Here is a 21,312-nt window from a genome sequence, read left to right on the forward strand (position 1 = left end):
TTCGTGGAGCGGATTTTGTCCGACGCCTTCGATTTCTCCGTCCCCCCCTTCGACCGCCTGACCCCGGAGCAGCGGCAGCGGCTCGCCGCCGCGCTCGACCTCGGCGTCTATGTCCGGGACGGCGTGATCCTGAGCCGGGACGAGCCGGCGGACTGCCTGTTCGTGGTGCGTCAGGGGCTGGTCCACGAGCGCCGGGGCGGCGAGGTGGTGGCGGTGCACGGCGCCCACGACAGCTTCGACCTCCAGGCTCTGTTCTCCGACGGGCAGGCGCGCAGCTTCGTCGCGGCGGAGGACACGCTGTGCGACCTGGTGCCCCGCCAAGTCCTTCTCGAACTGGCCCACGAGAACGCCGCGTTCGGCGCGGTGATCCAGCAGGGCTTCGCCGACCGGCTGAGCGCGCTGGCCAACGAGCGTTCGAACCGCGAAACCGCCGCATTGACCATGGCGCGAATCCGCCAGGCCTATCTGCACCCGCCGGTCTTCGTCGAGGCCGGGGCGTCCCTGCGCGACGCGGCGGCGGCGATGAAGCGGAACCAGGCGAGCAGCGTGCTGGTCCGGGAAGGCGATCCGAAAAACGGGGGGCGCATCGGCATCCTGACCGGCACCGACCTGCGCGACCTCGTGGTGCTGGAGGGGCGTCCGGTGGACAGCCCGGTGGGGCCGCTCGCCCGCTACGAACTGCTGGCGCTGGACCGCGACGACCTGCTGTTCAACGCGCTGATCCTGATGACCAAGCATTCGGTGCGCCGTCTCGTCATCACCGAGCAGGGCGAGGTCGCCGGCCTGCTGGAGCAGACCGACCTGCTGGCCGTCCTGTCCAACCATTCCCAGGTCATCGCGCTCAAGGTCGACCGCGCCGCCACGCCGGAGGATCTGGGCCGGGCCAGCCAGGACATCGTCGCGCTGATCCGCACGCTGCACGGCACGGGTGTCAAGGTGTCCTTCATCGCCGACCTCGTGACCGAGCTGAACCGCAAGATCTTCCGCCGCCTGTTCGAACTGCTGGCGCCGCCGGACCTGCTGGCGAATTCCTGCCTGATCGTGATGGGCAGCGAGGGGCGCGGCGAGCAGCTTCTGAAAACCGACCAGGACAACGGGCTGATCCTGCGCGACGGCTACGATTGCCCGACGCTGTCGCAGGTGACCGACGCCTTCACCCGCCATCTGGTCGCGTTCGGCTACCCGCCCTGCCCGGGGCGCATCATGGTGTCCAACCCGGACTGGACGCGCCCGCTGGCGCTGTACAAGGATTCCCTCTTCCACTGGATTCACCGTCCCGACGAGGCGGCGCAGATGAACCTCGCCATCTTCTACGACGCGGCGGCGGTGGCCGGGGACGCCGCCCTGCTGGCCGAGGCGAAGGGCTACCTGCTCGGCCGGCTGCAGGACAACCAGATGTTCTTCACCGCCTTCGCCCGCCCGGCGCTGGCCTTCGACACGCCGTCGGGCCTGTTCGGCGGCCTGTTCGAGCGGCGCCGCAACGAGGCGGTGGACATCAAGAAGGCCGGCATCTTTCCCATCGTCCACGGCGTCCGCGCGCTGGCGCTGGAAAAGCACATGGCGGAGACCAACACGACCGAGCGCATCTGGGCGCTCGCCGACCAGGGCGTTCTCGACCGCGCCGTGGCCGGCGAACTGGCCGACGCCTTCACCTTCCTGTCCACGCTGCGGCTGAAGGCCGGCCTGGACGGCAGCGTGTCCGGCACCCAGACCGACAACCTCGTCCGCACCGAATCCCTGGGCAAGCTCGACCGCGACCAGTTCAAGGACTGCTTGGCGCTGGTGAAGAAGTTTAAGGAACTGCTCGCCTACCACTTCCACCTGAACCATTGACCCGCCGAGCGCGCGGGGAAAGGAGGCGGCATGCCGACCGAGACCATTGCCAGCGTGGTGGCCAACGGGGTGGTGGCCGCTCCTGTCGCTGACTCCGCCGTCCTGCTTGCCGAGCATCCCGACCGCGCCTTGCTGCTGTCGGGGGAGGAGACCGGAGAGCGGGTGGCGATCCATTGCGAGGCCACCTCCTTCGACGCGACCACGGCCGATCTCCGCGGCGTCGCCGCTCTGCGCATTCGCGGCGGCCGTATCCTGACCAGCCAGCGCCTGATCCTTTCCTTCTGGCCCACCGAACCGGCGGAACCCGCGCTGTCCCGCCTGCTGGCCTTCATCGGCAACCGCCCGCTGGTCGGTTACTACCTGGATTTCACCGTGGGGCTCCTGGATCGGCTGGTGCAGCCGATGGTGGGCATGCCGCTGCCGAACCAGAGGATCGAGGTGTCCAGCCTCTATTACGGCCGCAGGGCCAAGGTGCCTGGCAAATACGCGGTCGATCTGCGGCTGGACAGCATCCTGCGCGATCTCGACCTGCCGCCGCGCGCCGGGGAGGACGCCTACGCCAGCGCGCTCGCCTCCGCCATGGTCTATCTGCGTCTGGAGCCGCCGCGGCCCTGACGCTTCATCAAGCCGCTTTCGTCTGGCCTTTCGAAAGGGTGGGCACCGACACGATGAAGCGGGTGCCCGGTCCACCGTCCGGCTGCCGGTCGATCGTCACATCCGCCCCGGCCTGCTGGGCCAGCGCCCGGACCAGAACCAGCCCCAGCCCGCTCGGGCGCTTGTCGTTGGGGCGGCTTTGGGAGGCCGACGGATCGGGCGGCAGGCCGGTGCCGTCGTCGCGCACCACCATCCGCATGCCCTCCGTGCCTTCCGGCAGCAGGTCCACCGTCACCGTGCCGGGATGGCCAAGGGGGAAGGCGTGCAGCAGCGCGTTGGATACAAGCTCGCTGGCGATCAGGGCGAGCGGGGTGGCCTGATCCACGTCCAGGCTCCAGGGCTGGGGAGCGTTCACCGTTAGCCGCGCCCCGCTCGGATTGGTCGAGCGGACCAGCCCGTCGCAGAGCTGGCGCAGGTAATCGGCGAAGTCGATGCGCGCCGGCTGGTCGGAGCGGTAAAGCAGCTCCTGCATCAGGCTCATGCACTGGATGCGGCGCAGGCTCTCGTCGAAGGCGCGGCGGGCCGGCTCGTCGATGCGCGCGGCCTGAAGGCGCAGCAGGCTGCAGATGACCTGAAGGTTGTTCTTCACCCGGTGCTGGATCTCCTTCAGCAGGACCTCCTTGTCGGTCACCGCCGTTTCGAGCTGCCCGTTGGTCCGCTCCAGCTCCGCTGTGCGCTGGTGCACCCGCTCCTCCAGCGTGTCGTAGGCGTTCTGGAGCGCGCTCTCCGCCTGCCGCTCCCGCCGGGCGCGCTGAAGGGCCATCCCGCCGATCACCGACACCGCGGCCAGGGCCGCCAGCGCGTAGGAGATGTAGGTCCACAGCTGCCCGTGCCAGCGATCCATGACGCTGCTCACCGGGATGGCCACTCCAACGGTCAGCGGCACGCTGTCCACCTGGCGCAGCGCGGAGATTTCCGGCTCCCCGGCGGCCTCCGCCGCGGCGCTGTCGGTGGCGTCCGGCCCCTGGGTCTCGTGCAGCAGGACCGTGCCGTCGGCCCGGCGCAGGGTGATGGAACGGGCGTAGTCGAAATCGAAGCTCTTGTAGATGTCGCGGACGTAGCGCGGCGAGACGGCGACCAGGGCCACGCCGCGGAATTGCCCCGGTGCCGCGGCCAGCGGGCGCGAGAGCAGGATCAGCGGCTCCTGGCTGTAGCGGCTTTTGTCCAGCGCGGTGATGAAGAGCTGGCCGGCCGCCTTGCCGCCGCCCGTCCGCTGGGCCTCGAAGTAATCGCGGTCGGCGACGTTCATCGCCGGGGTGGGAAAGCGGCGGGTGCTCAGGACGGGGTTCCCTTCGGCGTCGAACAGCCAGATCGACACCAGATAGGGCGTGCCCCGCACCAGCGCCGCGTAGCGTTCCCAGGCCGCCCGGTCCGTGGGCAGCGGGGCGTCGGCCGGTCCGGCGAGCTGGACCGCCTGCTTCAGGATCAGGTCGCTGGTCTCCACCAGCCGGGCCGCGTGCTCCGCGACCAGCAGGCTGGCGTTGCCGGCGGTGTCCTGGGCGTGCTGCAGGGCCGCCGCCCGGTCCCGCAACGCGAAGCTGGCCGACAGGCCGAGCGTCAGCAGCAGCGCCACCGCGCAGACCATCAGGACCAGAGCCGAGCCCGGCATCCGGTAGAGCAGAGGGGAACCTTTGGATCGCAGGGCGCGCAGGGGCATGGGAGAGAGGCCGTTGAGCATCGAAGGTCGTGGCTTTCGTGGCGGACCAACACTTTTTTGCAGGCTCCTGTTCCCTGGGTACGCCCGTTGAACCGCGCCGCGCCACCCCCTATTGTCGCGCCGGGCCGAAAGGCCGAAGCGGCATCGAGCGCGGGGAGTATGGCGTATGAAGATCGATGGCAGGGCCTACCGCACCATCTGGCTGGCGCAGGACGGCTGGTCGGTGGAGATCATCGACCAGACCAGGATGCCGCATGATTTCGCCGTCGCGCGGCTGACCGACCTGGAGGAGGCCGCCCACGCCATCCGCGCCATGCTGGTGCGCGGGGCGCCGCTGATCGGGGCGACCGCCGCCTATGGCGTGGCGCTGGCCATGCGGGCCGACCCGTCCGACGCCGCCTTGGAGGCGGCCGGCGCGCGGCTGCTCGCCACCCGCCCGACCGCCGTCAACCTGCGCTGGGCGCTGGACCGGATGCGCACCCGTCTGGCGCCGCTGCCGCCCGCTGCCCGCGCCGAGGCCGCCTACGCCGAGGCCGCGGCGGTCTGCGACGAGGACGTCGCCATCAACCGCGCCATCGGAGAACATGGTGCCGCCCTGATCCGCGAGGCCGCCCGCCGCAAGGCCCCGGGCGAGCCGGTGAACGTGCTGACCCACTGCAACGCCGGCTGGCTGGCCACCGTCGATTGGGGCACGGCGCTCGCCCCCGTCTATGTCGCCTTCGAGGTGGGCATCCGTCTGCATGTCTGGGTGGACGAGACGCGCCCGCGCAACCAGGGCGCCAGCCTGACCGCCTGGGAACTGAACCGCCACGGCGTGCCCCACACGGTGGTGGTGGACAACACCGGCGGCCACCTGATGCAGCACGGCATGGTCGATCTGTGCATCGTCGGCACCGACCGCACCACGGCGACCGGCGACGTCTGCAACAAGATCGGCACCTATCTGAAGGCTCTGGCCGCCCACGACAACGGCGTGCCCTTCTACGTCGCGCTGCCCTCCCCGACCATCGACTGGGGCATGGCGGATGGCGTCAAGGAAATCCCCATCGAGGAGCGCGACTCCCGCGAGGTGACCGAACTGACCGGCATCACCGCCGACGGGCGGATCGAGACCGTCCGCGTCACCCCGGCCGGCAGCCCGGCGGTCAATTACGGCTTCGACGTGACCCCGGCCCGTCTGGTCACCGGTCTGGTGACCGAACGCGGGGTGTGTCCGGCGACCCGCGAGGGGTTGGCGGGGTTGTTTCCGGAGCGGGGTGGCGCGTAAAGCGCTTGCCCCATACGCTCCCCCTTACACCACCGGCACCAGCTTGCGCCGCCGCGGCGGGTTGCCGCCCTTGCAGGGGCTGTAGGCGCCCGGCGTCAACTGCCCCAGCGTGATGCCGGTGGCCGCGGCGATGTCGGCCAGCCGCTCCAGCCCCAGCACGCGGGTGGCGGCGAGCGCGATGCGGCCGCAGGCCTCGGCGTCGCTGCCGGCGCGGTGGTGGTCGAGCGCGATGCCCAGATGGTCGGCCAGGTAATTCAGCTTGTGCGCCGACAGCTGCGGCCACGCCTTGCGCGCCAGCACCACGGTGCAGAGGTAGCTGCAGGCCGGCCACACCAGCCCGTAATCGTCCAGCGTGTGGCGCAGCACGCTGATGTCGAAGGAGGCGTTGTGGGCCAGCACCAACCGGCCTTCCAGCCGACGGGCGAAGCGGCGCCAGACCTCCGGGAATTCCGGTGCGCCGGCGACATCCTCCGCCCGCAGGCCGTGGACGGCGGTGTTGAAGGGGTTGAAGCGCATCTCCCGCGGGCGGATCAGATGCTCCTCGGTCTCCACCACGCGCCCGTCCTCGATCCAGGCGACGCCGATGGAGCAGGCGCTGGTCCGCGATTCGTTGGCGGTTTCGAAGTCGATGGCGACAGCCTGCATAACGTCTTCCCTCAGCCCAGGATCAGGCGGGTGACGTCCGCGGGCAGGTCGCCGTCGAGCGCCATCAGGCGGACCTTCAGCAGGCAGGCCACCGCAATGGCGTCGGTGATCTCCCCGCGCTTGACCATGGCGTAGGCCTCCGCGAAGGGAACGTGGCGCAGTTGCAGGACCTCCGTCTCCTCCGGTTCGGCCTGCCCCTGCTCGATCCCCCAGGCGAGAAAGCAATGGGCGGTCTCGTCGGTGATGCTGTTGGACAGGTGCATGGTCAGGATCGGGAGCCAGTGGCGGGCGGTCTGGCCGGTTTCCTCCAGCAACTCGCGCTTGGCCGACTCCACCGGTTCGACGCCCTTCTTGCCGCCGCCCTCCGGGATCTCCCAACTGTACTGTTCCAAGGGGAAGCGGTACTGGCCGACCAGCGTGACGCGGCCCTGGTCGTCGATGGGAACCACCCCGGTCGCCAGATTTTGGGCGTGCATGACGCCGTAGATGCCGGGATTGCCGAGCGGGGTCAGCACGTCGTGCTCCACCACCCGCATCCACGGATTCTCGTAGATCGGCTTGGTCGTCAGGACGGTCCAGGGATTGCCGGTCTTGTGCGGCACGCCGGTGCTCCTTGAGCGGTGTGGGGGCGGTGTGGGGACAGGCTGCGGGGTGCTGGGGCGGAACTATAGGCATTGCGCCTCGATGCTGCAACGCGGCGCGCTTCGGCCACCGTGCCGCGCGTCGGCTTCAGGACCGCAAGCCATGGTCGTTACGGAAATATTTCACAGTTAGATAAAATTTTCGCGACAGTTCACGCAAGTCCTTTCCAACTGTTCGTGCTGGTTACTTGACTCCCCGACTGTTGAGGTCTACCTCTGTATTGTGCGGTATCCGTTGATGCCGGCGGTGGCCGTCCTTCGTGGGGCAGCAATTTTGGAAACGCAGCGCCGGATGCGGCACAATTTTCAGGATAGGGAGCGCTGGCGCAATCCCGACTGGCGGACGAAATTCGTCGCCTGGTGGGAAGGCTACGACCTCGCCGCCCTGTCCCGGCTGGCCCGCACCGCCCCGGCCTCCCGCCTGCCGCTGCGCGGCCCGGTGGCGGCGCTGGGTTCCGCCGCGCCGGCCGGCGCCCTGCCGCCCGAGGCGCCGCGGCCCGATGCCGACCTGGAGCGGCTGGAGAACCTGCAACTGGACCGGCAGGGCGAACCGGTCTGGTCGGTCGCCCGCACGGAAGGGGCGCAGATGCTGTGGGGCCAGGACTGCGTCGGTCCCGGCGACTCGCAATGGATGGTCGAATCCGTCCGCTCCTTCGGGCTGAACCCGGCCAAGAGCGTGCTGGACCTCTCGGCGGGGCTGGGCGGGCCGGCGCGCGGCATCGTCGACAGCTACGACACCTGGGTCACCGGCCTGGAGATGTCCCCCCTGCTGGCCAAGCTGGGGATGGAGCGGTCCAAGGCGCTGGGCGTGTCGAAGAAGGCGCCGATCGGCCATTACGACCCGGAGCATTTCAACCAGGCGGGCTCCTTCGACCTCGTGCTGGCCGACCGGGTGATGCACCGGGTGCGCGACAAGGAAGGTTTCCTCGACCGCGTCTGCGACTGCGTCAAGCCGAAGGGCGGTGTGCTGCTGTTCGATTATGTGATCGAGGGCACCCCGTCCTCCTGGGAGAGCTGGAATGGCTGGCGCGACTCCGAGCCGCTGGAGGTCTATCCCTGGTCGGCCACCCGCATGGCCGACGAGCTGACCCAGCGCAACCTCGACCTGCGCATTTCCGAGGATCTTACGCAATTTCATCGCCGTCAGGCCGTGGAGCGGGTGCGCCGGCTGGGCGAGGCGCTGAAGACCGCGGTCCCCGAACCCCGCGTGCTCAAGGCGCTGGCCCGCGAGCTGGCGCTGTGGTGGTCGCGCCTGCGCGTGCTGGGCAGCGGGCTGCGTTTCTGCCGCTACGTGGCGATGCGCCCGACTTAAGGCTTCTCGTCACAGGCCCGCGGTTCGATCTTGCGCTCCGCGGCGAAGCGCCGGGCCGACTCCGTCACCAGCTTGCGGATCAGGGCGCGGCGCGGCTCGATGGGGCCGGACACGTCCAGCCAGCGCTCCCCGTCCCACTGCTGCACATGCAGCGGCACGATCCCTTCATGGTCGGCGCAGGTGATGCGCAGCGGCTGCATGAAGCCGTCCAGCCCCAGCGCGGCCAGCCGTTCGGCGGTCAGGTCCAGATGGTCGAAGCCCCAGGCGACCTGTGCCCCGGTCAGCGGCCGGCGCCCGTATTTGCCCTGCGCGGTGCGGATGGCCTCGACCAGGACGGCGGCGTTGAAGACCCCGCGGTTGTAGAGCACCGTGCCGATCTGGCCGGGATCGCCGGCCCCCAGCCCATGGGCGTGGACCCGCTCGCGGATGGCGCGGATCACCGGCAGGTCCGCCCCGGCGGCGTGGAAGGCGACCGCCTTGTAGCCGACCGCGGCGGCGCCGACCGGCCGGACGTCCAGCTCCGACCCGGCCCACCAGACGCCGATCATGCGGTCGGCCGGATAGCCGGCGGCGGCGGCCTCGCGCAGGGCGGTGGAGTTCTGCACGCCCCAGCCCCACAGGATCACGTAATCGGGCCGGTAGTGGCGGGCGATCTGCGTCCACACCGCGCGTTGGTCCAGCCCGGGCGGGGCGACGGGGAAGCTGCGCATCTCGAAGCCCAGCGGGCCGCGCAACGCCTCCAGCATGGGCAGCGGCTCCTTGCCGAAGGCGCTGTCGTGGTAGACGTAGGCGATTTTCCGCCCGTGCAACTGGTCCTGCCCGCCCAGCTCCGTTGCGATGTGGCTGATGGCGGCGTCGATGCCCGTCCAATAGCTGGCCGGGGCGTTGACCGCGTAGGGGAAGACCCGCCCGTCGGACACGTCCGCCCGCCCGTAGCCGGAGGAGAAGACCGGGATGCGGTCGGCGGCCCCGCGCTCGATCAGGGCGTAGGTGATGCCGGTGGACAGCGGCAGGACGGCGGCGGCCCCGGTCGGCCCCTTGGCCTTCAGCCGCTCGTAGCACTCCACCCCGCGGTCGGTGTTGTAGCCGGTGTCGCACTCCTCCCAGGCGATGGGCACGCCGCCGATGCCGCCGTCGCGCCGGTTGACCAGCGTCAGATAATCGGCCACCCCGTCGGCCAGCGGGATGCCGTAGGGCGCGTAGGGGCCGCTGCGGTAGACAAGGTGGGGGAAGAACTGCGCCCCTTGCGGCGACTCCGGGGCGGCCTTGGCCGGGGCGCACAGCACCGCCACCGCCAGGGCCACCGCCGCCAAAGCTGGGGCGCGCCATGCCATTCCGTTTCCTCCACCCGTCGCGCGCCGGGCCGTTGCGCCCGTCCGCGTGGTTTTCATTGCGCGGGATTCTAGTACGGACCGGTCCGGTTTCGCACGAAGAGAGCGCACCCCCACGCCTCCGCTTCCCTGCCTCTCGGAAGGAGCCCTTTGAAGGGGGGCGGGACCGGCACTAAATCAGGCGGTTGAGGCATGCGGAAACCACGGCCGCCGCCCGGCCGGTCCGCCAATAACGCGAAGGAGGGGTACCGTGACGACGTTCACCGGTCAGGACTCGCTGAAAACCCGCCGCTCCCTGTCCGTCGGGAGCAAGAGCTACGATTATTTCAGCATCAAGGCCGCGGAGGACGCCGGACTGGGCGACCTCTCCCGGCTGCCCTATTCGATGAAGGTGCTGCTGGAAAATCTCCTGCGCTTCGAGGACGGGCGCACCGTGTCCACCGACGACGTGAAGGCGGTGGCCCAGTGGCTTCATGACAAGCGGTCCGACCGTGAGATCGCCTACCGCCCGGCGCGCGTGCTGATGCAGGACTTCACCGGCGTGCCGGCGGTCTGCGATCTGGCGGCGATGCGCGAGGCGATGGCCGCGCTGGGCGGCGATCCCAAGAAGATCAACCCGCTGGTCCCGGTCGATCTGGTCATCGACCACTCGGTGATGGTCGATTTCTTCGGCAACCCCTCCGCCTTCGAGAAGAACGTCGAGCTGGAGTTCGAGCGCAACTTGGAACGCTACGCCTTCCTGCGCTGGGGCCAGAAGGCCTTCGACAATTTCCGCGTCGTGCCGCCGGGCACCGGCATCTGTCACCAGGTGAACGTCGAGTATCTGGCCCAGGGCGTGTGGACCGACACCGACCCGGCGGGCAAGCTCGTCGCCTATCCCGACACGCTGGTCGGCACCGACAGCCACACCACCATGGTGAACGGGCTGGGCGTGCTCGGCTGGGGAGTCGGCGGCATCGAGGCCGAGGCGGCCATGCTCGGCCAGCCCATCTCCATGCTGATCCCCGAGGTCGTCGGCTTCAAGCTGACCGGGCGGCTGAAGGAGGGCACGACGGCCACCGACCTCGTGCTGACCGTCACCCAGATGCTGCGCAAGAAGGGCGTGGTCGGCAAGTTCGTGGAGTTCTACGGGCCGGGTCTGGATCACCTGACGCTGGCCGACCGCGCCACCATCGGCAACATGGCCCCGGAGTACGGCGCCACCTGCGGCATCTTCCCGATCGACGCGGAGACCATCCGCTACCTGACCTTCACCGGCCGCGACGCCGACCGCGTGGCGATGGTCGAGGCCTACGCCCGCGCCCAGGGCATGTGGCGCGACGCCGGCACGCCGGACCCCGTCTTCACCGACGCGCTAGAGCTGGACATGACGACGGTCGAGCCGTCGCTGGCCGGCCCGAAGCGCCCGCAGGACCGCGTGCCGCTGTCCCAGGCGGCACAGAGCTTCAGCGGCGATCTGGTCGGCGCCTTCAAGGCGGAGGACGCCGACCGCTCCGTTCCCGTGCAGGGCTGCGGCTACACCCTCGACCAGGGGGCGGTGGTGATCGCCGCCATCACCTCCTGCACCAACACCTCCAACCCGGCGGTGCTGGTGGCCGCCGGCCTGCTCGCCCGCAAGGCGGTGGAGAAGGGGCTGACGTCCAAGCCCTGGGTCAAGACCTCGCTGGCGCCGGGATCGCAGGTGGTCACCGACTATCTGGCCAAGGCCGGGCTCCAGCCCTACCTCGACCAGCTCGGCTTCAACATCGTCGGCTACGGCTGCACCACCTGCATCGGCAACAGCGGCCCGCTGCCCGACCCCATCGCCGCGGCGGTGGAAGAGGGCAACCTCGTGGTCGCCGCGGTGCTGTCGGGCAACCGCAACTTCGAAGGCCGGGTGAATCCGCACACGCGGGCGAACTATCTGGCCTCGCCGCCGCTGTGCGTCGCCTACGCGCTGGCCGGCAACATGAAGATCGACCTGGCCAAGGACCCCATCGGCACCGGCCATGACGGCCAGCCCGTCTACCTGAAGGATATCTGGCCGACCAACCAGGAGGTCCAGGACGCCATCGACGCCTCGCTGTCGGCGGAGATGTTCCGCAGCCGCTACGGCAACGTTTTCGAGGGGCCGGAGCAGTGGCGCGGCATCCGCACCGCCGAGGGCCAGACCTACGAGTGGCAGGCGGGCAGCACCTACGTGAAGCTGCCGCCCTTCTTCGCCGACATGCCGAAGACCCCCGACGCGGTGAGCGACGTGCGGGGCGCCCGCGCGCTGGCCGTGCTCGGCGACAGCATCACCACCGACCACATCTCCCCCGCCGGGTCGATCAAGAAGACCAGCCCGGCCGGCGAGTATCTGTTGAGCCATCAGGTGCGGCCGCAGGACTTCAACTCCTACGGGGCGCGGCGCGGCAACCACGAGGTGATGATGCGCGGCACCTTCGCCAACATCCGCATCCGCAACGAGATGCTGGCGGGCGTGGAGGGCGGCGAGACCCGGCACTACCCCTCGGGCGAGCAGTTGCCGATCTACACCGCGGCGATGCGCTACGCCCAGGAGGGCGTGCCGCTGGTGGTCATCGCCGGCAAGGAGTACGGCACCGGCTCCAGCCGCGACTGGGCGGCCAAGGGCACCAAGCTGCTGGGCATCCGCGCGGTGATCGCCGAGAGCTTCGAGCGCATCCACCGCTCGAACCTCGTCGGGATGGGCATCCTGCCGCTCCAGTTCAAGGACGGGCTGACCCGCAACGATCTGGCTCTGGACGGCACGGAGACCTTCGACATCGACGGCATCGAGCAGGACCTGCGCCCGCGCAAGGACGTGACGATGACCATCACCCGCGCCGGCGGTCAGACCCGGCAGGTGCCGCTGCTGCTGCGCATCGATACGGTGGACGAGGTCGAGTATTACCGGAACGGCGGCGTGCTGAACTTCGTCCTGCGCAATCTGGCGAAGTGAGGCTGTTGGAACGTTTGAAGACTTACGATATCGGAATTCTGGTCTGATCCTTGACTTGAATCAGAAAAAGAGGTAACCGAATGGAGGCGGTCGGGAATGATGTCTCGACCGCCTTGATTCTGGGGGGAAATTCCCTTCGCAACCCGGCCAAAGGCGTGGCGTTTCTGCCGATGCCGCGGCGACGGACAACATGGGTTGGTTTCGCACGATGCCGAATCTTGAGCATGTGATGAACGATCCGGATGCGCTCCGGGATTCCGTGGAACGCATGATGGCCCATCAGGGCAGCCGCGGCGAAGTCCGCATCAATCATGGCATCCGAACCGCGCAGGAACTGGAGGATTGGGTGCGCCAGTCCACCCACAAGCCTGAAGACATCGATGCCTACCGTCAACTGTTGGGGTTGGACTCGGACGCCAATGGTTGATCCCGCCTTACCGGAGTTTTCCTTCACCGATGAACTTCGGCGAAGGATTTTCACCGAATATGTGACGTTTCTCAGCGAAGCCTGCCGTGTGTTCCGGATGCCGCTGAAGCATCTGGAATACAGCGACCGCGAACTGGCCTTGGCCGTTGCGGAGGCGGAGATCGACCTGCGCGCGGTGCTGGCGCGGCGCTCAAGGACGCATGGCATCACGCCCGGCAAGATTGCCGGCGTCCTGGCCTTCCGGCTGAGTCGGTTCAAGATCGTGCATTTCAATCCGGAGGGTTGGGGAAATCCCAATCTGTACTTGATCCAGGAAATGGCCGCCGTGCTTCTGGTGAAGCGCCTTTTCGTAAGGGGCACAATTCCGGAAATCAGCGTCCTTGAACTCAGCTATCAGCTTTCCCGGCGGCATGCCAATCAGGAAACCGCCGGATTGTTCTTCGATGCTTTCGCGACGGACGCTCGGCACGCGGCCTGAGACTGGTCCTCACTCTCCGTAGGTTTGATCGGGCGCGCGCAAAACCTCCTGAATGCTCTGCACGAGCAGGATGCTGCCGTGGGTCGAGAAATGGCCCTGGTCCAGGAAGTAGAAGCCCTGGTCGTCCCTGATCCGGCAGAGCGGAAGGGACTTGCAGGGATCGGGATCGCAGAAATAGTCGGAGGTGTCGACGAACTGCGCCCCCTGCGTCGCGGTGATCAGCGGCTGGTCGGCGGCTTGGCCGGTGATCGAATAGGCCCGCTCCGACTTCATGAAATAGGTGTGGTCGTAGGGGTTGCGGAAGCGGAACACCGGGCTCTGCCCCAGCACGACGATGCGGATGCCCCGGCTCAGCAAAGCCACCACGGTGTCATGCAGGCGGCGGAGATCGAGGGCGTTGGTGTCCATGTACCATTCCCACCGCGCCGCCATGATGACGATGCGGATGCCGTTGCGGTCGATGATCTCATCGACGCGGCTGTTGAAGTCCTGGCAGTTCGGACGGGCGTTGACGGACAGATCCTTGATGGGCGGGCAGCCGGATGCCGTGTATTGGACGATGTTGAAGGGCAGGGTGTCGGCGATGTTCTGAAGCCCCGGCACATAATGGGCGGCGAAGGAATCCCCCCAGAGCAGGGCGGTGGGCGCGTCCGCCTTCAGGGGGCCTATCCGGCAACCCTCCATGCCCGGCCACGCCTCGGGGGGCTGGTCGGTTTCGAGGAAGCAGGTGTGTTCCTTGTAGAGTTCCCGCCCTGAGATGTCCTGCGGCGCGTAGTCGGTGAAGCGCTGTGGCAGCCCGTTGGACAGATGGCCGAGCAGCCCGACCCCCGCCAGCCCCGCCATGGCCCAGCCGGTCCGGGCGAAGACCGTGGACGGCCGGCGCCCCGACTCCGCCCCGGGATCCGCCCTGGGCTTGCGGAAGGGAATTTCGATCAGCCGCCAGGACAGCACGGACACCGCGGCGATGACCGCGAGAAGGACCAGCGTCTCCCTGGTGGACAGGTCCCGCCCCTTGTGGAAGCGCGCGAAGACCATCAGCGGCCAGTGCCAGATGTACATGGAGTAGGAGATCAGCCCGATGAAGACCATGGGGCGCAGGGTCAGCACCGTCCCGACCGCCGTCGGGCCGCCCCGCCCCGCGTGGATCACCAGCGCCGCCCCCAGGCAGGGCAGCAGCGCGGCGTAGCCCGGGAAGGCCGTCGCCTCCGTCAAGGCGAACACGCTGGCGACGATCAGAGCGGCGCCGAGCGCGGAGGCCAGTTCCCGCGCCGCCCGGCCGCGGAAGTCCGGAACGGCACCGAAGGCGAGAAGGGCGCCCAGCACCAGTTCCCACAGCCGGGGCGGCAGCAGGTAGAAGGCCGCCACCGGATGATCCCGCACCAGGAACACGCTCAAGGCGAAGGAGGCCGCCGCTGCCGCCCCCAGAACGGCAATCCATACCGAACGCCCGTACGGGAGCAAAGCCAGCAGGGCGAGGGGAAAGACGATGTAGAACTGCTGCTCCACCCCCAGCGACCAGGTGTGGAGAAGCGGGTTCATCTCCGCCGCGCTTTCGAAGTAACTGGATTTCAGATAATAGACGATGTTGGACGAGAACAGCGTGGTCGCCGCGAGATTCTGGGAAAAGCTCTTCAACTCCTGGGGTGACAGCAGGATCAGCGCGAGCACCGCGGTGACCGCCAGGGCCGCGAACAGGGCGGGAAGGATTCGGCGGATGCGGCGGACATAGAACTCGGCCAGGGAAAAGGTGCCGCGCTGCGCGTCGTTCAGAACGATCGAGCCGATGAGATATCCGGAAATCACGAAGAACACATCGACGCCGATGTATCCGCCGCTGAACAGGGAAAACTTCGCGTGGAACAGCAGAACCGAAAGGATCGATACCGCGCGAAGGCCGTCGATGTCGGGGCGGTACGTCATGGAACCCGCAATGCTTGGGTGGAACGGAAACGTGGGTCGGCGATCCCGAACCCGGTTCTACGGCGGGAGGCGAGCGGCGATGAGCGTGGGGATGTTCGGCTGCGTGAGGGACGGCAGCGTGCTTGCCCCCTGACAATCCGATGATGTGGAAAAGACGTCGCGCTATGAGCGTAAGATTGGCATTGTTGTCGCGTGGATTGCTTTAATGTTTTTAGGGTCCTTGAGAGGAAAGTGCTCTTGAATTCGATGATATGTCATCGAGGCGGAGCGTTGAAGTGAATTATTGAATGAAATCCTTAGGGCGTCGGCACTTTGAATGGTCTAACAAGAATTCAAAGATAATCGGTGACCGATAGGGATAGAGAAAACGACCGTTATTGCGGGGGTGTCCGGCGATCCGTCGGGATTTTACAATGTCTTCGTGTGCGCGGTAAGATTGCCGGTCACGACCCCGTCTTCTCCGCCCAGCCCGCCGCCCGAGCCGCCGCCCGAACCTCCGTCAGGTAACTGCGGCTGACCGGCACGCGCCGGCCGTTGCGCAGAACCAGCACCAGCTTGCCGTCCGGCTTGCGCTCCACCCCGGCGACGGCCGCCGCGGCGACCCAGTGGGAGCGGTGGACCTGCATGCCGTCCAGCCCGGCCAGCTCGGCGATGGCGTCGCGCAGCCGCATCAGGATCAGGTCGCTGCCCGCCTCTGTGTGGACGCGGACGTAATGGTCCTCCATCTCCAGCGCCAGCAGGTCCCGGCCGAGCCGTGCGGGCAGACGGGCGAGGAAGGCGGGCTCCGCCGGGGGTGCCGGCGCGTTGTCGGGGAGGGGCGGGGAAGGGAGAGCCGCAGGGCCGGCGAGAAGCCCACGGTCCCGCAGCTCCAGCCAGACCGGAATGGCGGACACCAGCAGGGTGACGAGGACGACATAGACGAACAGCTCCGCCAATCCCAGCGGGCGTAGAAAATCCAACCCGCGCAACGTCTTTTCGAGCAGCGCCACAGTCAGCGTCATCAGCGACGCCACCGCCAGCGTCACCCCGACCAGCATGGAGCGCCACGCCTCGGGCCTCTCCCTCAGCAGGCGGGTGGCGGCCAGGGTCAGAAGTTCGAAGGCAAGGCCGCCCAGCCCGATCAGGCTGATCCAATAGGCCAGCCGCTGTGTCAGCGTCAGATCCACGAAGGTGCCGAAGGGACCCAGGAGAGCCAGCACCAGCGCCGCGCCGAGCAGCGACGGCAAGCACCGGCCCAGCAGCCGGCGGCGGTAGGGCGTGCGGGGCTGCCCCGCCGCGGGAAGCGTCGTTTCACGCATCGTGAAATGCCGGTTCCGTCGTTTCGCGAAGCCGCATCCCGCCGGTCCCGCAGCGGTGGTGGCCCGCCGCCCGCCCGTTCGGGCATGGAAGGGACCGGCTTGGAAAGGCGACGGTTCGCCCACGGCAAAGGAAAGGGACAGGAAATGGAGGCCGCATGTCGGATCGGAATGGGGTTGGTCGGCGCGATGACGCTGACCCTCGCCGCGGCGGGAGTCTGCGCGGGGGAGCTTCGCGCAACCATCGCCAACGTCAAGCCCCAACAGGGCAAGCTGTGGGTCGCGCTGTACGACGGCGCCGATGCCTACAAAGCGGAGCGGCGTTTCGCCGGGCAAATCCTGGAGGCGTCGGGGAGGGAGGTGGCGGCGGTCTTCATCGGGCTGTCGGCGGGGCATTACGGAATCGCGGTGTTCCAGGACCGGAACGGCGACTCGGTGCTCACCACCAACATGCTGGGCATTCCGGGCGAGCCCTACGGATTCAGCGGCGGGGTGACGGGCAGCGCTTTCGGCCCGCCGGCTTTCGACGCCTTTGCCCTGGAGGTGCCAGACGGGGGGACGGTGACCACCAGGGTGCCCCTGACGGACTGAGCCGCCGTTCCGGACAGCCGGAGCGGTGCCGTGGAAAACCTCTCAAGTGCTGGCGGAGCGGGCGGACTGTTCCAGCGACTTGATGTGGGACAGGCCGGGCAGGATTTCCGACTTCACGAATTCCATGCGCCGGTTCGGGCCGCCGCCGCCGCGGGCGAAGCGGGCCTTCCACAGGTCCATCTTCACCGCCAGACCGCACAGCACGCCGCCGATGGTGACGTGGTGGGACGCGATCAGCTCGCGGATGGAATGGAAGGTCTCGGCGTTGATGTCGCGCCAGAAGTCCTTGGACCGGTTGTCGAAGCTCTCGAACCGCCCGGTGATCGAGGTCGAGATGTCGGTCAGGTCGCGGCTGATCTCGTCGAGCATGCGCATCTGCCGGGCGTCGCGCTTGACTTCGGTGGAGCTGCGGATCTCGGCCATCCAGGAGAGGAAGCGCTGGATTTCCGGGACGATGTCGTCCAGGCATTTCTTGAAATAGGCCAGCGACAGGAAGATGTCGCCGTACTCCTCAAGAAATTGCGGGATTTCCCCAAGCTCGATGTCCAGACGGTCGGCCATCATGCGCAGGTTGCGCAGCGCCTCGTCCCGGTTGGGGTTGGAGAACATGCCGATGATGTCCTTCACGTCCTGGACCTGCATGTCCTCGGACCCGTAGACATATTCGACCAGCGGGCGCGTGAAGACGCGCATGTAGTTGGTCAGCTCCTCCTTCTTACGCTCGGACAGGGTCAGCGACTCGACGCTGTTGACGTCGATGTTCATCCGGCGCAGTTCGATGCGGGAGGTGTAGACGTCGAAGCTGGAGGCGGCGGCGATCTTCTCGATCTTGACGAGGTCGCGCTCCACCTCCTCCTTGTAGGACTCGAAATAGGCGGTGAGGTGGCGCGGCGAGACCTGCCCGCTGCCGGTCTGGACGTCGTGGAACATCTCGACGACGGTCTGCAACCGCACGTTCTTGATCAGCCGGGCGTGCTGAAGACCCGGCGTTTCCAGCGGGATGGCCGACAGCGGCATGATGTGCAGCGCGTCGCGGGCCTCGTCCTCCCACTGCCTGCGCCGGCCTCCGCCCTGAGGACGTGCCGACTTGTCCCCCGCACCCTCGGCCACAGCCTCGCTGGTGTCTGCCCCGTCGCTCAATGCCATCTCCCCGCAAGCCGGCGCCCATCCGCCCGCTCGTCCACTTTCGAGGTCCCCCACAAGGATAGCGGGTTGAGGGGGGCAGGCAAGGGTTGAAGGGGGCGTCCCGGAGCAATGTCATAGCACCGGATGTACAGAAACGAAAAGGGCCGGTCCGCGGCGGACCGGCCCTTTCGCAACCTTCCGTGGGGTTTTTCGGCCGGAGAGGTTTCGGCGAAACCTCCGGGCGTCGTCAGCAGGACGCCCCGGGCGTCAATGGACGCTCAGCGGTTCCATGTCGTTCTGGCGGACGGTGGCGAATGCCACGTCGCGTTCCGGAAGAACCGTCAAAGGCGTGCCGTCGGCGGCGTGGACGGAGAAGGCCGGGGCGTCGTCGACGGTCACCGGCCGGACATAGGCCACATGGTCCAGCCCGAAGGTGGCGAAGTCCTGGGGCGACAGTTGGCGCAGGAAGGCCGCGGCCTTGTCGGTGTCGAAGCTGTTCATGACGCAGTCCTTTGGACGAAACGGTCGAGGAGGTGTGAGCGGCGGGCAATCGCGCTGGTTGAGCGCGAAGACCGGTCAGGCGTCGCCGCGGTCGGGCGCGACGTCGATGGTCTGCGGTCCGGCGGTGCCGCTGGCGGCCTGGGCGGGCTGCTCGATCTTGATGGTGCGGACCTTCGGTTCCGGCAGGGGCCGCTTGAGGTCGATGTTGAGCAGGCCGTTGTCGAGCGAGGCGCCGACCACCTCGATTCCCTCCGCCAGCACGAAGCTGCGCTGGAACTGGCGGGCGGCGATGCCGCGGTGCAGGTAGATGCGCGAGCGGTCGTCGGTCTGGCGGCCCCGGATGACGAGCTGGTTGTCCTCGATCTGGACCGACAGGTCCTCGGAGGTGAAGCCGGCCACGGCCAGCGTGATGCGCAGGCCCTCGTCCCCGATCTGTTCGATGTTGTAGGGCGGATAGCCTTCCGCGGAATTCTTGGCGATGCGGTCCAGCGTGCGCTCGAACTGGTCGAAGCCCAGGAGCAGCGGACTGTTGAAGAGCGAAAGACGTGTCGTCACGGCGCATCCTCCTCGAGAGGCGAGCGAGTTGCACATTGGGCCCGTTTCCGGCGCCCGGCTGGCTGGCGGCCCGAAAGGGGAGGATCGGCGCCGCTCCGTCATAGATTGGGGTAGGCCGCCCGGCGGTCAAGGTTCGCCGTTGCGGCAAAGCGCCCCCCGCCCTCCGGCGGGGCAACCGGTGGCTCGGAGTCAGACGAGGGGATTGGCGGCCGGTGCGGTGAAGACGAAGCGCCGGCTGGACCAGTAGTTCCAGGCGAAGGTGACGGCGGTCGCCGCGATCTTCGCGGCCAAGGGCGGAACGGTGGGCACCAGCAGACCGATCACCAGCGTGGACAGCCCCAGCCCGACGAGGTTGAAGGCGAGGAACAGCGGCAGGCGGCGGGCCATCGGCGCCGCCTCCCGGCGCAGGCGGAAGGTCCAGCTGCGGTTCAGCAGGAAGCTGCACAGCACCCCGGCGCCGTAGCCCACGGCGTTGGCGGCCAGCACGGGCGCGCCGGCCAGCGACACCAGAGCCAGGAACAGCGCGAAATCCACCCCGGTGTTCAGCAGGCCGACCACGGCGAAGCGGATGGCCGTCCAGGGAACGGCCCGTCCCCGGCTCTCCGTGCCGCTCAACTGTTTGCCCCGCTTTTGGCCTCGATGCGGGAGAAGGCTCCGGCGGCCGCGGCGATGCCGGTTCCCAGATGCACCACGACGGGGTCCGGCACGGCCTGCACGCCGGCTTCGGCGGCCGCGGCCTGGGCGGCGGCGTGGGCGGCGACCTGTGCGGCCATGGCGTCCGGATGGCGGGCGATGCGGTCCACCACGAACAGCGGCCGCTGCTTCGTCTCCATGTAGAGCCGTCCCAGATACTCGCCCAGGACGCCCAGGATCAGGAGCTGCGTGCTGCCCAGCACCAGCGAGACGACCATCACGCTGGTCCAGCCCGGAACCGTCGCGTGCTGCGACCAGCTCACCAGCGCGTAGCCCAGAGCCAGCAGCGCGCACAGCGCGAAGAAGAAGCCGACGTAGGAGGCGGCGCGCAGCGGCTTGATGGAGAAGCTGGTGATGGCGTCCACCGCGAAGCGGATCATCTTGCCCAGCGGATACTTGGTCTCGCCGACGGCGCGGGCCTGCCGGTCGTAGGGCAGCGGCTCCTGCTTCAGCCCGATCCAGCTCACCATGCCGCGGATGAAGCGGTGCTGCTCCGGCATGGCATTCAGCACCTCCAGGGCGCGGCGGCTCATCAGGCGGAAGTCGCCGGTGTCCTTGGGGATCTCGATGTCGACCAGCCGGTCGAGCAGGCGGTAGAACAGCGCCGCCGTGCCCTTCTTGAACCACGTCTCGCCGTCGCGGGCCATACGGGTGCCGTAGACCACGTCGGCCCCGGCGTCCATGCGGGCCATCATGGTGGTGAGCAGCTCCGGCGGGTCCTGCAGGTCGGCGTCGATGATCAGGATGCGCTCGCCCCGGCAGACATGGAGGCCGGCGGTCAGGGCCAGCTGGTGGCCATGATTGCGCGACAGCCGCACCCCGGTCACCGCCGGATCGTCGCGCACCAGATCGGCGACGCGGCCCCAGGTGCCGTCGCGCGACCCGTCATCCACCAGGATCAGCTCATAGCTCTCCCCGACCTCGGCGCGGCAGGCCGCCGACACCCGGCGGTGCAATTCGCCGATCCCCTCGGCCTCGTTGTAGCAGGGAACCACCACGGACAACCGCGGAGCCCCGGCAACGGCGTGCTGCATGAACCTTCTCCCGTCACCGCCTCCCGTCCGCGCCCCCAGCCCGATGGCCATCCTGCCGATGCTTTTCATGGCGTGAAACCCAAGGGAGAACCCCTTCGGGCGAGAGCGCAGTCTTCGGGCGACACCGGCGCGGTACCGCCGGCATCCCGCTTCCGCAACGGGATTGCAGGCCCTTTTGCCCCGTCGGAATTCGGTACTAACCCGGTCATGCCCGCGCCGCGCCGCGCCGACCGGCGGAAGTCCCCGGAACGTCACAGGCCTACGGCATTTGCGACGATTGCCGATGCGAACGGGGTGCCTCCAAAGGCTTGGTGCGGTGCGGAACGCGGGGCTTTTCCCGCCCCGGGGCGCCGCCGCTTCGCCACCCCGTACGGCGATGCCGGGCGGGTTGCCTCCGCCGGGCTGCCCAGAA

General features: G+C 68.2%; 19 protein-coding genes. 8 read left to right on the plus strand and 11 right to left on the minus strand.

Annotation, left to right across the window (positions count from 1 at the left end; all coding sequences use genetic code 11):
- The first annotated feature begins 15 nt into the window (after positions 1 to 15).
- Together DS837_RS06995 and DS837_RS07000 are read left to right on the plus strand one after the other, a co-directional pair.
- The gene (locus DS837_RS06995) at positions 16 to 1,833 is read left to right on the plus strand and encodes a putative nucleotidyltransferase substrate binding domain-containing protein (protein WP_247889810.1); all 1,818 of its coding nucleotides are present in this window, start codon (positions 16 to 18) and stop codon (positions 1,831 to 1,833) included.
- 30 nt (positions 1,834 to 1,863) lie between these two features.
- Positions 1,864 to 2,448: a 3'-5' exonuclease family protein gene (locus tag DS837_RS07000; RefSeq protein ID WP_247889811.1), complete on the plus strand. Its 585-nt coding sequence runs from the start codon at positions 1,864 to 1,866 to the stop codon at positions 2,446 to 2,448.
- Positions 2,449 to 2,455: 7 nt separating this feature from the next.
- On the opposite strand, the gene DS837_RS07005 is transcribed toward DS837_RS07000, so the two are convergent.
- Entirely contained in the window at positions 2,456 to 4,144 is a 1,689-nt protein-coding gene (locus tag DS837_RS07005) for a sensor histidine kinase (RefSeq protein ID WP_149164094.1), read from the minus strand.
- A gap of 166 nt (positions 4,145 to 4,310) precedes the next feature.
- Here DS837_RS07005 and mtnA point away from each other — a divergent pair, with 166 nt between their 5' ends.
- Entirely contained in the window at positions 4,311 to 5,411 is a 1,101-nt protein-coding gene (mtnA, locus tag DS837_RS07010; protein WP_149164095.1) for an S-methyl-5-thioribose-1-phosphate isomerase, read from the plus strand.
- A gap of 24 nt (positions 5,412 to 5,435) precedes the next feature.
- Here the strand turns inward: mtnA and DS837_RS07015 are convergent, their stop codons facing one another.
- Together DS837_RS07015 and DS837_RS07020 are read right to left on the minus strand one after the other, a co-directional pair.
- The gene (locus tag DS837_RS07015; protein WP_149164096.1) at positions 5,436 to 6,056 is read right to left on the minus strand and encodes a 3'-5' exonuclease; all 621 of its coding nucleotides are present in this window, start codon (positions 6,054 to 6,056) and stop codon (positions 5,436 to 5,438) included.
- 11 nt (positions 6,057 to 6,067) lie between these two features.
- Positions 6,068 to 6,658 (minus strand): NUDIX domain-containing protein, encoded by a 591-nt coding sequence (locus DS837_RS07020; RefSeq protein WP_149164097.1) that lies wholly within the window; start codon positions 6,656 to 6,658, stop codon positions 6,068 to 6,070.
- A gap of 331 nt (positions 6,659 to 6,989) precedes the next feature.
- Here DS837_RS07020 and DS837_RS07025 point away from each other — a divergent pair, with 331 nt between their 5' ends.
- The gene (locus tag DS837_RS07025) at positions 6,990 to 8,009 is read left to right on the plus strand and encodes a class I SAM-dependent methyltransferase (protein WP_149164098.1); all 1,020 of its coding nucleotides are present in this window, start codon (positions 6,990 to 6,992) and stop codon (positions 8,007 to 8,009) included.
- On the opposite strand, the gene DS837_RS07030 is transcribed toward DS837_RS07025, so the two are convergent.
- Positions 8,006 to 9,343 carry an ABC transporter substrate-binding protein gene (locus DS837_RS07030; RefSeq protein WP_149164099.1) on the minus strand — a complete coding sequence of 446 codons (1,338 nt, stop codon included), beginning with the start codon at positions 9,341 to 9,343 and terminating at the stop codon, positions 8,006 to 8,008. The genes DS837_RS07025 and DS837_RS07030 overlap by 4 nt on opposite strands.
- 247 nt (positions 9,344 to 9,590) lie before the next feature.
- Between DS837_RS07030 and acnA the strand changes: the two genes are divergently transcribed.
- The 3 genes from acnA to DS837_RS07045 all read left to right on the plus strand — a co-directional run bounded on the left by acnA (position 9,591) and on the right by DS837_RS07045 (position 13,186).
- The gene (gene acnA / locus DS837_RS07035; protein ID WP_149164100.1) at positions 9,591 to 12,281 is read left to right on the plus strand and encodes an aconitate hydratase AcnA; all 2,691 of its coding nucleotides are present in this window, start codon (positions 9,591 to 9,593) and stop codon (positions 12,279 to 12,281) included.
- Between the two features lie 208 nt (positions 12,282 to 12,489).
- Positions 12,490 to 12,708 carry a hypothetical protein gene (locus tag DS837_RS07040; protein WP_149164101.1) on the plus strand — a complete coding sequence of 73 codons (219 nt, stop codon included), beginning with the start codon at positions 12,490 to 12,492 and terminating at the stop codon, positions 12,706 to 12,708.
- Positions 12,701 to 13,186 (plus strand): hypothetical protein, encoded by a 486-nt coding sequence (locus DS837_RS07045; protein WP_149164102.1) that lies wholly within the window; start codon positions 12,701 to 12,703, stop codon positions 13,184 to 13,186. Before DS837_RS07040 ends, DS837_RS07045 begins: the two co-directional genes overlap by 8 nt.
- 9 nt (positions 13,187 to 13,195) lie before the next feature.
- On the opposite strand, the gene DS837_RS07050 is transcribed toward DS837_RS07045, so the two are convergent.
- Both DS837_RS07050 and DS837_RS07055 read right to left on the minus strand, forming a co-directional pair.
- Positions 13,196 to 15,106 (minus strand): acyltransferase family protein, encoded by a 1,911-nt coding sequence (locus DS837_RS07050; RefSeq protein WP_149164103.1) that lies wholly within the window; start codon positions 15,104 to 15,106, stop codon positions 13,196 to 13,198.
- A gap of 443 nt (positions 15,107 to 15,549) precedes the next feature.
- Entirely contained in the window at positions 15,550 to 16,404 is an 855-nt protein-coding gene (locus DS837_RS07055; RefSeq protein WP_149164104.1) for a LytTR family DNA-binding domain-containing protein, read from the minus strand.
- 168 nt (positions 16,405 to 16,572) lie between these two features.
- Between DS837_RS07055 and DS837_RS07060 the strand changes: the two genes are divergently transcribed.
- A complete protein-coding gene (locus DS837_RS07060; RefSeq protein ID WP_170295773.1) occupies positions 16,573 to 16,992 on the plus strand; it encodes a DUF2141 domain-containing protein in 420 nt (139 codons plus the stop codon).
- Positions 16,993 to 17,034: 42 nt separating this feature from the next.
- Here DS837_RS07060 and DS837_RS07065 read toward each other — a convergent pair whose 3' ends face one another.
- The 5 genes from DS837_RS07065 to DS837_RS07085 form a co-directional block, all read right to left on the minus strand.
- Positions 17,035 to 18,132: a hypothetical protein gene (locus DS837_RS07065; protein ID WP_149164106.1), complete on the minus strand. Its 1,098-nt coding sequence runs from the start codon at positions 18,130 to 18,132 to the stop codon at positions 17,035 to 17,037.
- A gap of 252 nt (positions 18,133 to 18,384) precedes the next feature.
- Positions 18,385 to 18,618: a DUF1150 family protein gene (locus tag DS837_RS07070; RefSeq protein ID WP_149164107.1), complete on the minus strand. Its 234-nt coding sequence runs from the start codon at positions 18,616 to 18,618 to the stop codon at positions 18,385 to 18,387.
- A 75-nt stretch (positions 18,619 to 18,693) separates the two neighbouring features.
- Positions 18,694 to 19,173, minus strand: coding sequence for an Hsp20 family protein (locus tag DS837_RS07075; protein WP_014239222.1), 480 nt, complete (start codon positions 19,171 to 19,173; stop codon positions 18,694 to 18,696).
- A 189-nt stretch (positions 19,174 to 19,362) separates the two neighbouring features.
- Positions 19,363 to 19,788: a GtrA family protein gene (locus DS837_RS07080; RefSeq protein WP_149164108.1), complete on the minus strand. Its 426-nt coding sequence runs from the start codon at positions 19,786 to 19,788 to the stop codon at positions 19,363 to 19,365.
- Positions 19,785 to 20,900 carry a glycosyltransferase family 2 protein gene (locus DS837_RS07085; protein WP_149164109.1) on the minus strand — a complete coding sequence of 372 codons (1,116 nt, stop codon included), beginning with the start codon at positions 20,898 to 20,900 and terminating at the stop codon, positions 19,785 to 19,787. The genes DS837_RS07080 and DS837_RS07085 overlap by 4 nt, the downstream gene beginning before the upstream one ends.
- Between the last annotated feature and the right edge of the window lie 412 nt (positions 20,901 to 21,312).

Source organism: Azospirillum brasilense (assembly GCF_008365405.1).
Taxonomy (GTDB): domain Bacteria; phylum Pseudomonadota; class Alphaproteobacteria; order Azospirillales; family Azospirillaceae; genus Azospirillum; species Azospirillum brasilense_D.

Excerpts from the sequence above, each read along its gene's own strand:
- DS837_RS07000 (WP_247889811.1), top strand. The coding sequence starts at position 1,864 with ATGCCGACCGAGACCATTGCCAGCGTGGTGGCCAACGGGGTGGTGGCC.
- DS837_RS07005 (WP_149164094.1), bottom strand. The coding sequence starts at position 4,144 with ATGCCCCTGCGCGCCCTGCGATCCAAAGGTTCCCCTCTGCTCTACCGG.
- mtnA (WP_149164095.1), top strand. The coding sequence starts at position 4,311 with ATGAAGATCGATGGCAGGGCCTACCGCACCATCTGGCTGGCGCAGGAC.
- DS837_RS07015 (WP_149164096.1), bottom strand. The coding sequence starts at position 6,056 with ATGCAGGCTGTCGCCATCGACTTCGAAACCGCCAACGAATCGCGGACC.
- DS837_RS07025 (WP_149164098.1), top strand. The coding sequence starts at position 6,990 with ATGCGGCACAATTTTCAGGATAGGGAGCGCTGGCGCAATCCCGACTGG.
- DS837_RS07030 (WP_149164099.1), bottom strand. The coding sequence starts at position 9,343 with ATGGCATGGCGCGCCCCAGCTTTGGCGGCGGTGGCCCTGGCGGTGGCG.
- DS837_RS07040 (WP_149164101.1), top strand. The coding sequence starts at position 12,490 with ATGCCGAATCTTGAGCATGTGATGAACGATCCGGATGCGCTCCGGGAT.
- DS837_RS07045 (WP_149164102.1), top strand. The coding sequence starts at position 12,701 with ATGGTTGATCCCGCCTTACCGGAGTTTTCCTTCACCGATGAACTTCGG.
- DS837_RS07050 (WP_149164103.1), bottom strand. The coding sequence starts at position 15,106 with ATGACGTACCGCCCCGACATCGACGGCCTTCGCGCGGTATCGATCCTT.
- DS837_RS07055 (WP_149164104.1), bottom strand. The coding sequence starts at position 16,404 with ATGCGTGAAACGACGCTTCCCGCGGCGGGGCAGCCCCGCACGCCCTAC.
- DS837_RS07060 (WP_170295773.1), top strand. The coding sequence starts at position 16,573 with ATGGGGTTGGTCGGCGCGATGACGCTGACCCTCGCCGCGGCGGGAGTC.
- DS837_RS07070 (WP_149164107.1), bottom strand. The coding sequence starts at position 18,618 with ATGAACAGCTTCGACACCGACAAGGCCGCGGCCTTCCTGCGCCAACTG.
- DS837_RS07085 (WP_149164109.1), bottom strand. The coding sequence starts at position 20,900 with ATGCAGCACGCCGTTGCCGGGGCTCCGCGGTTGTCCGTGGTGGTTCCC.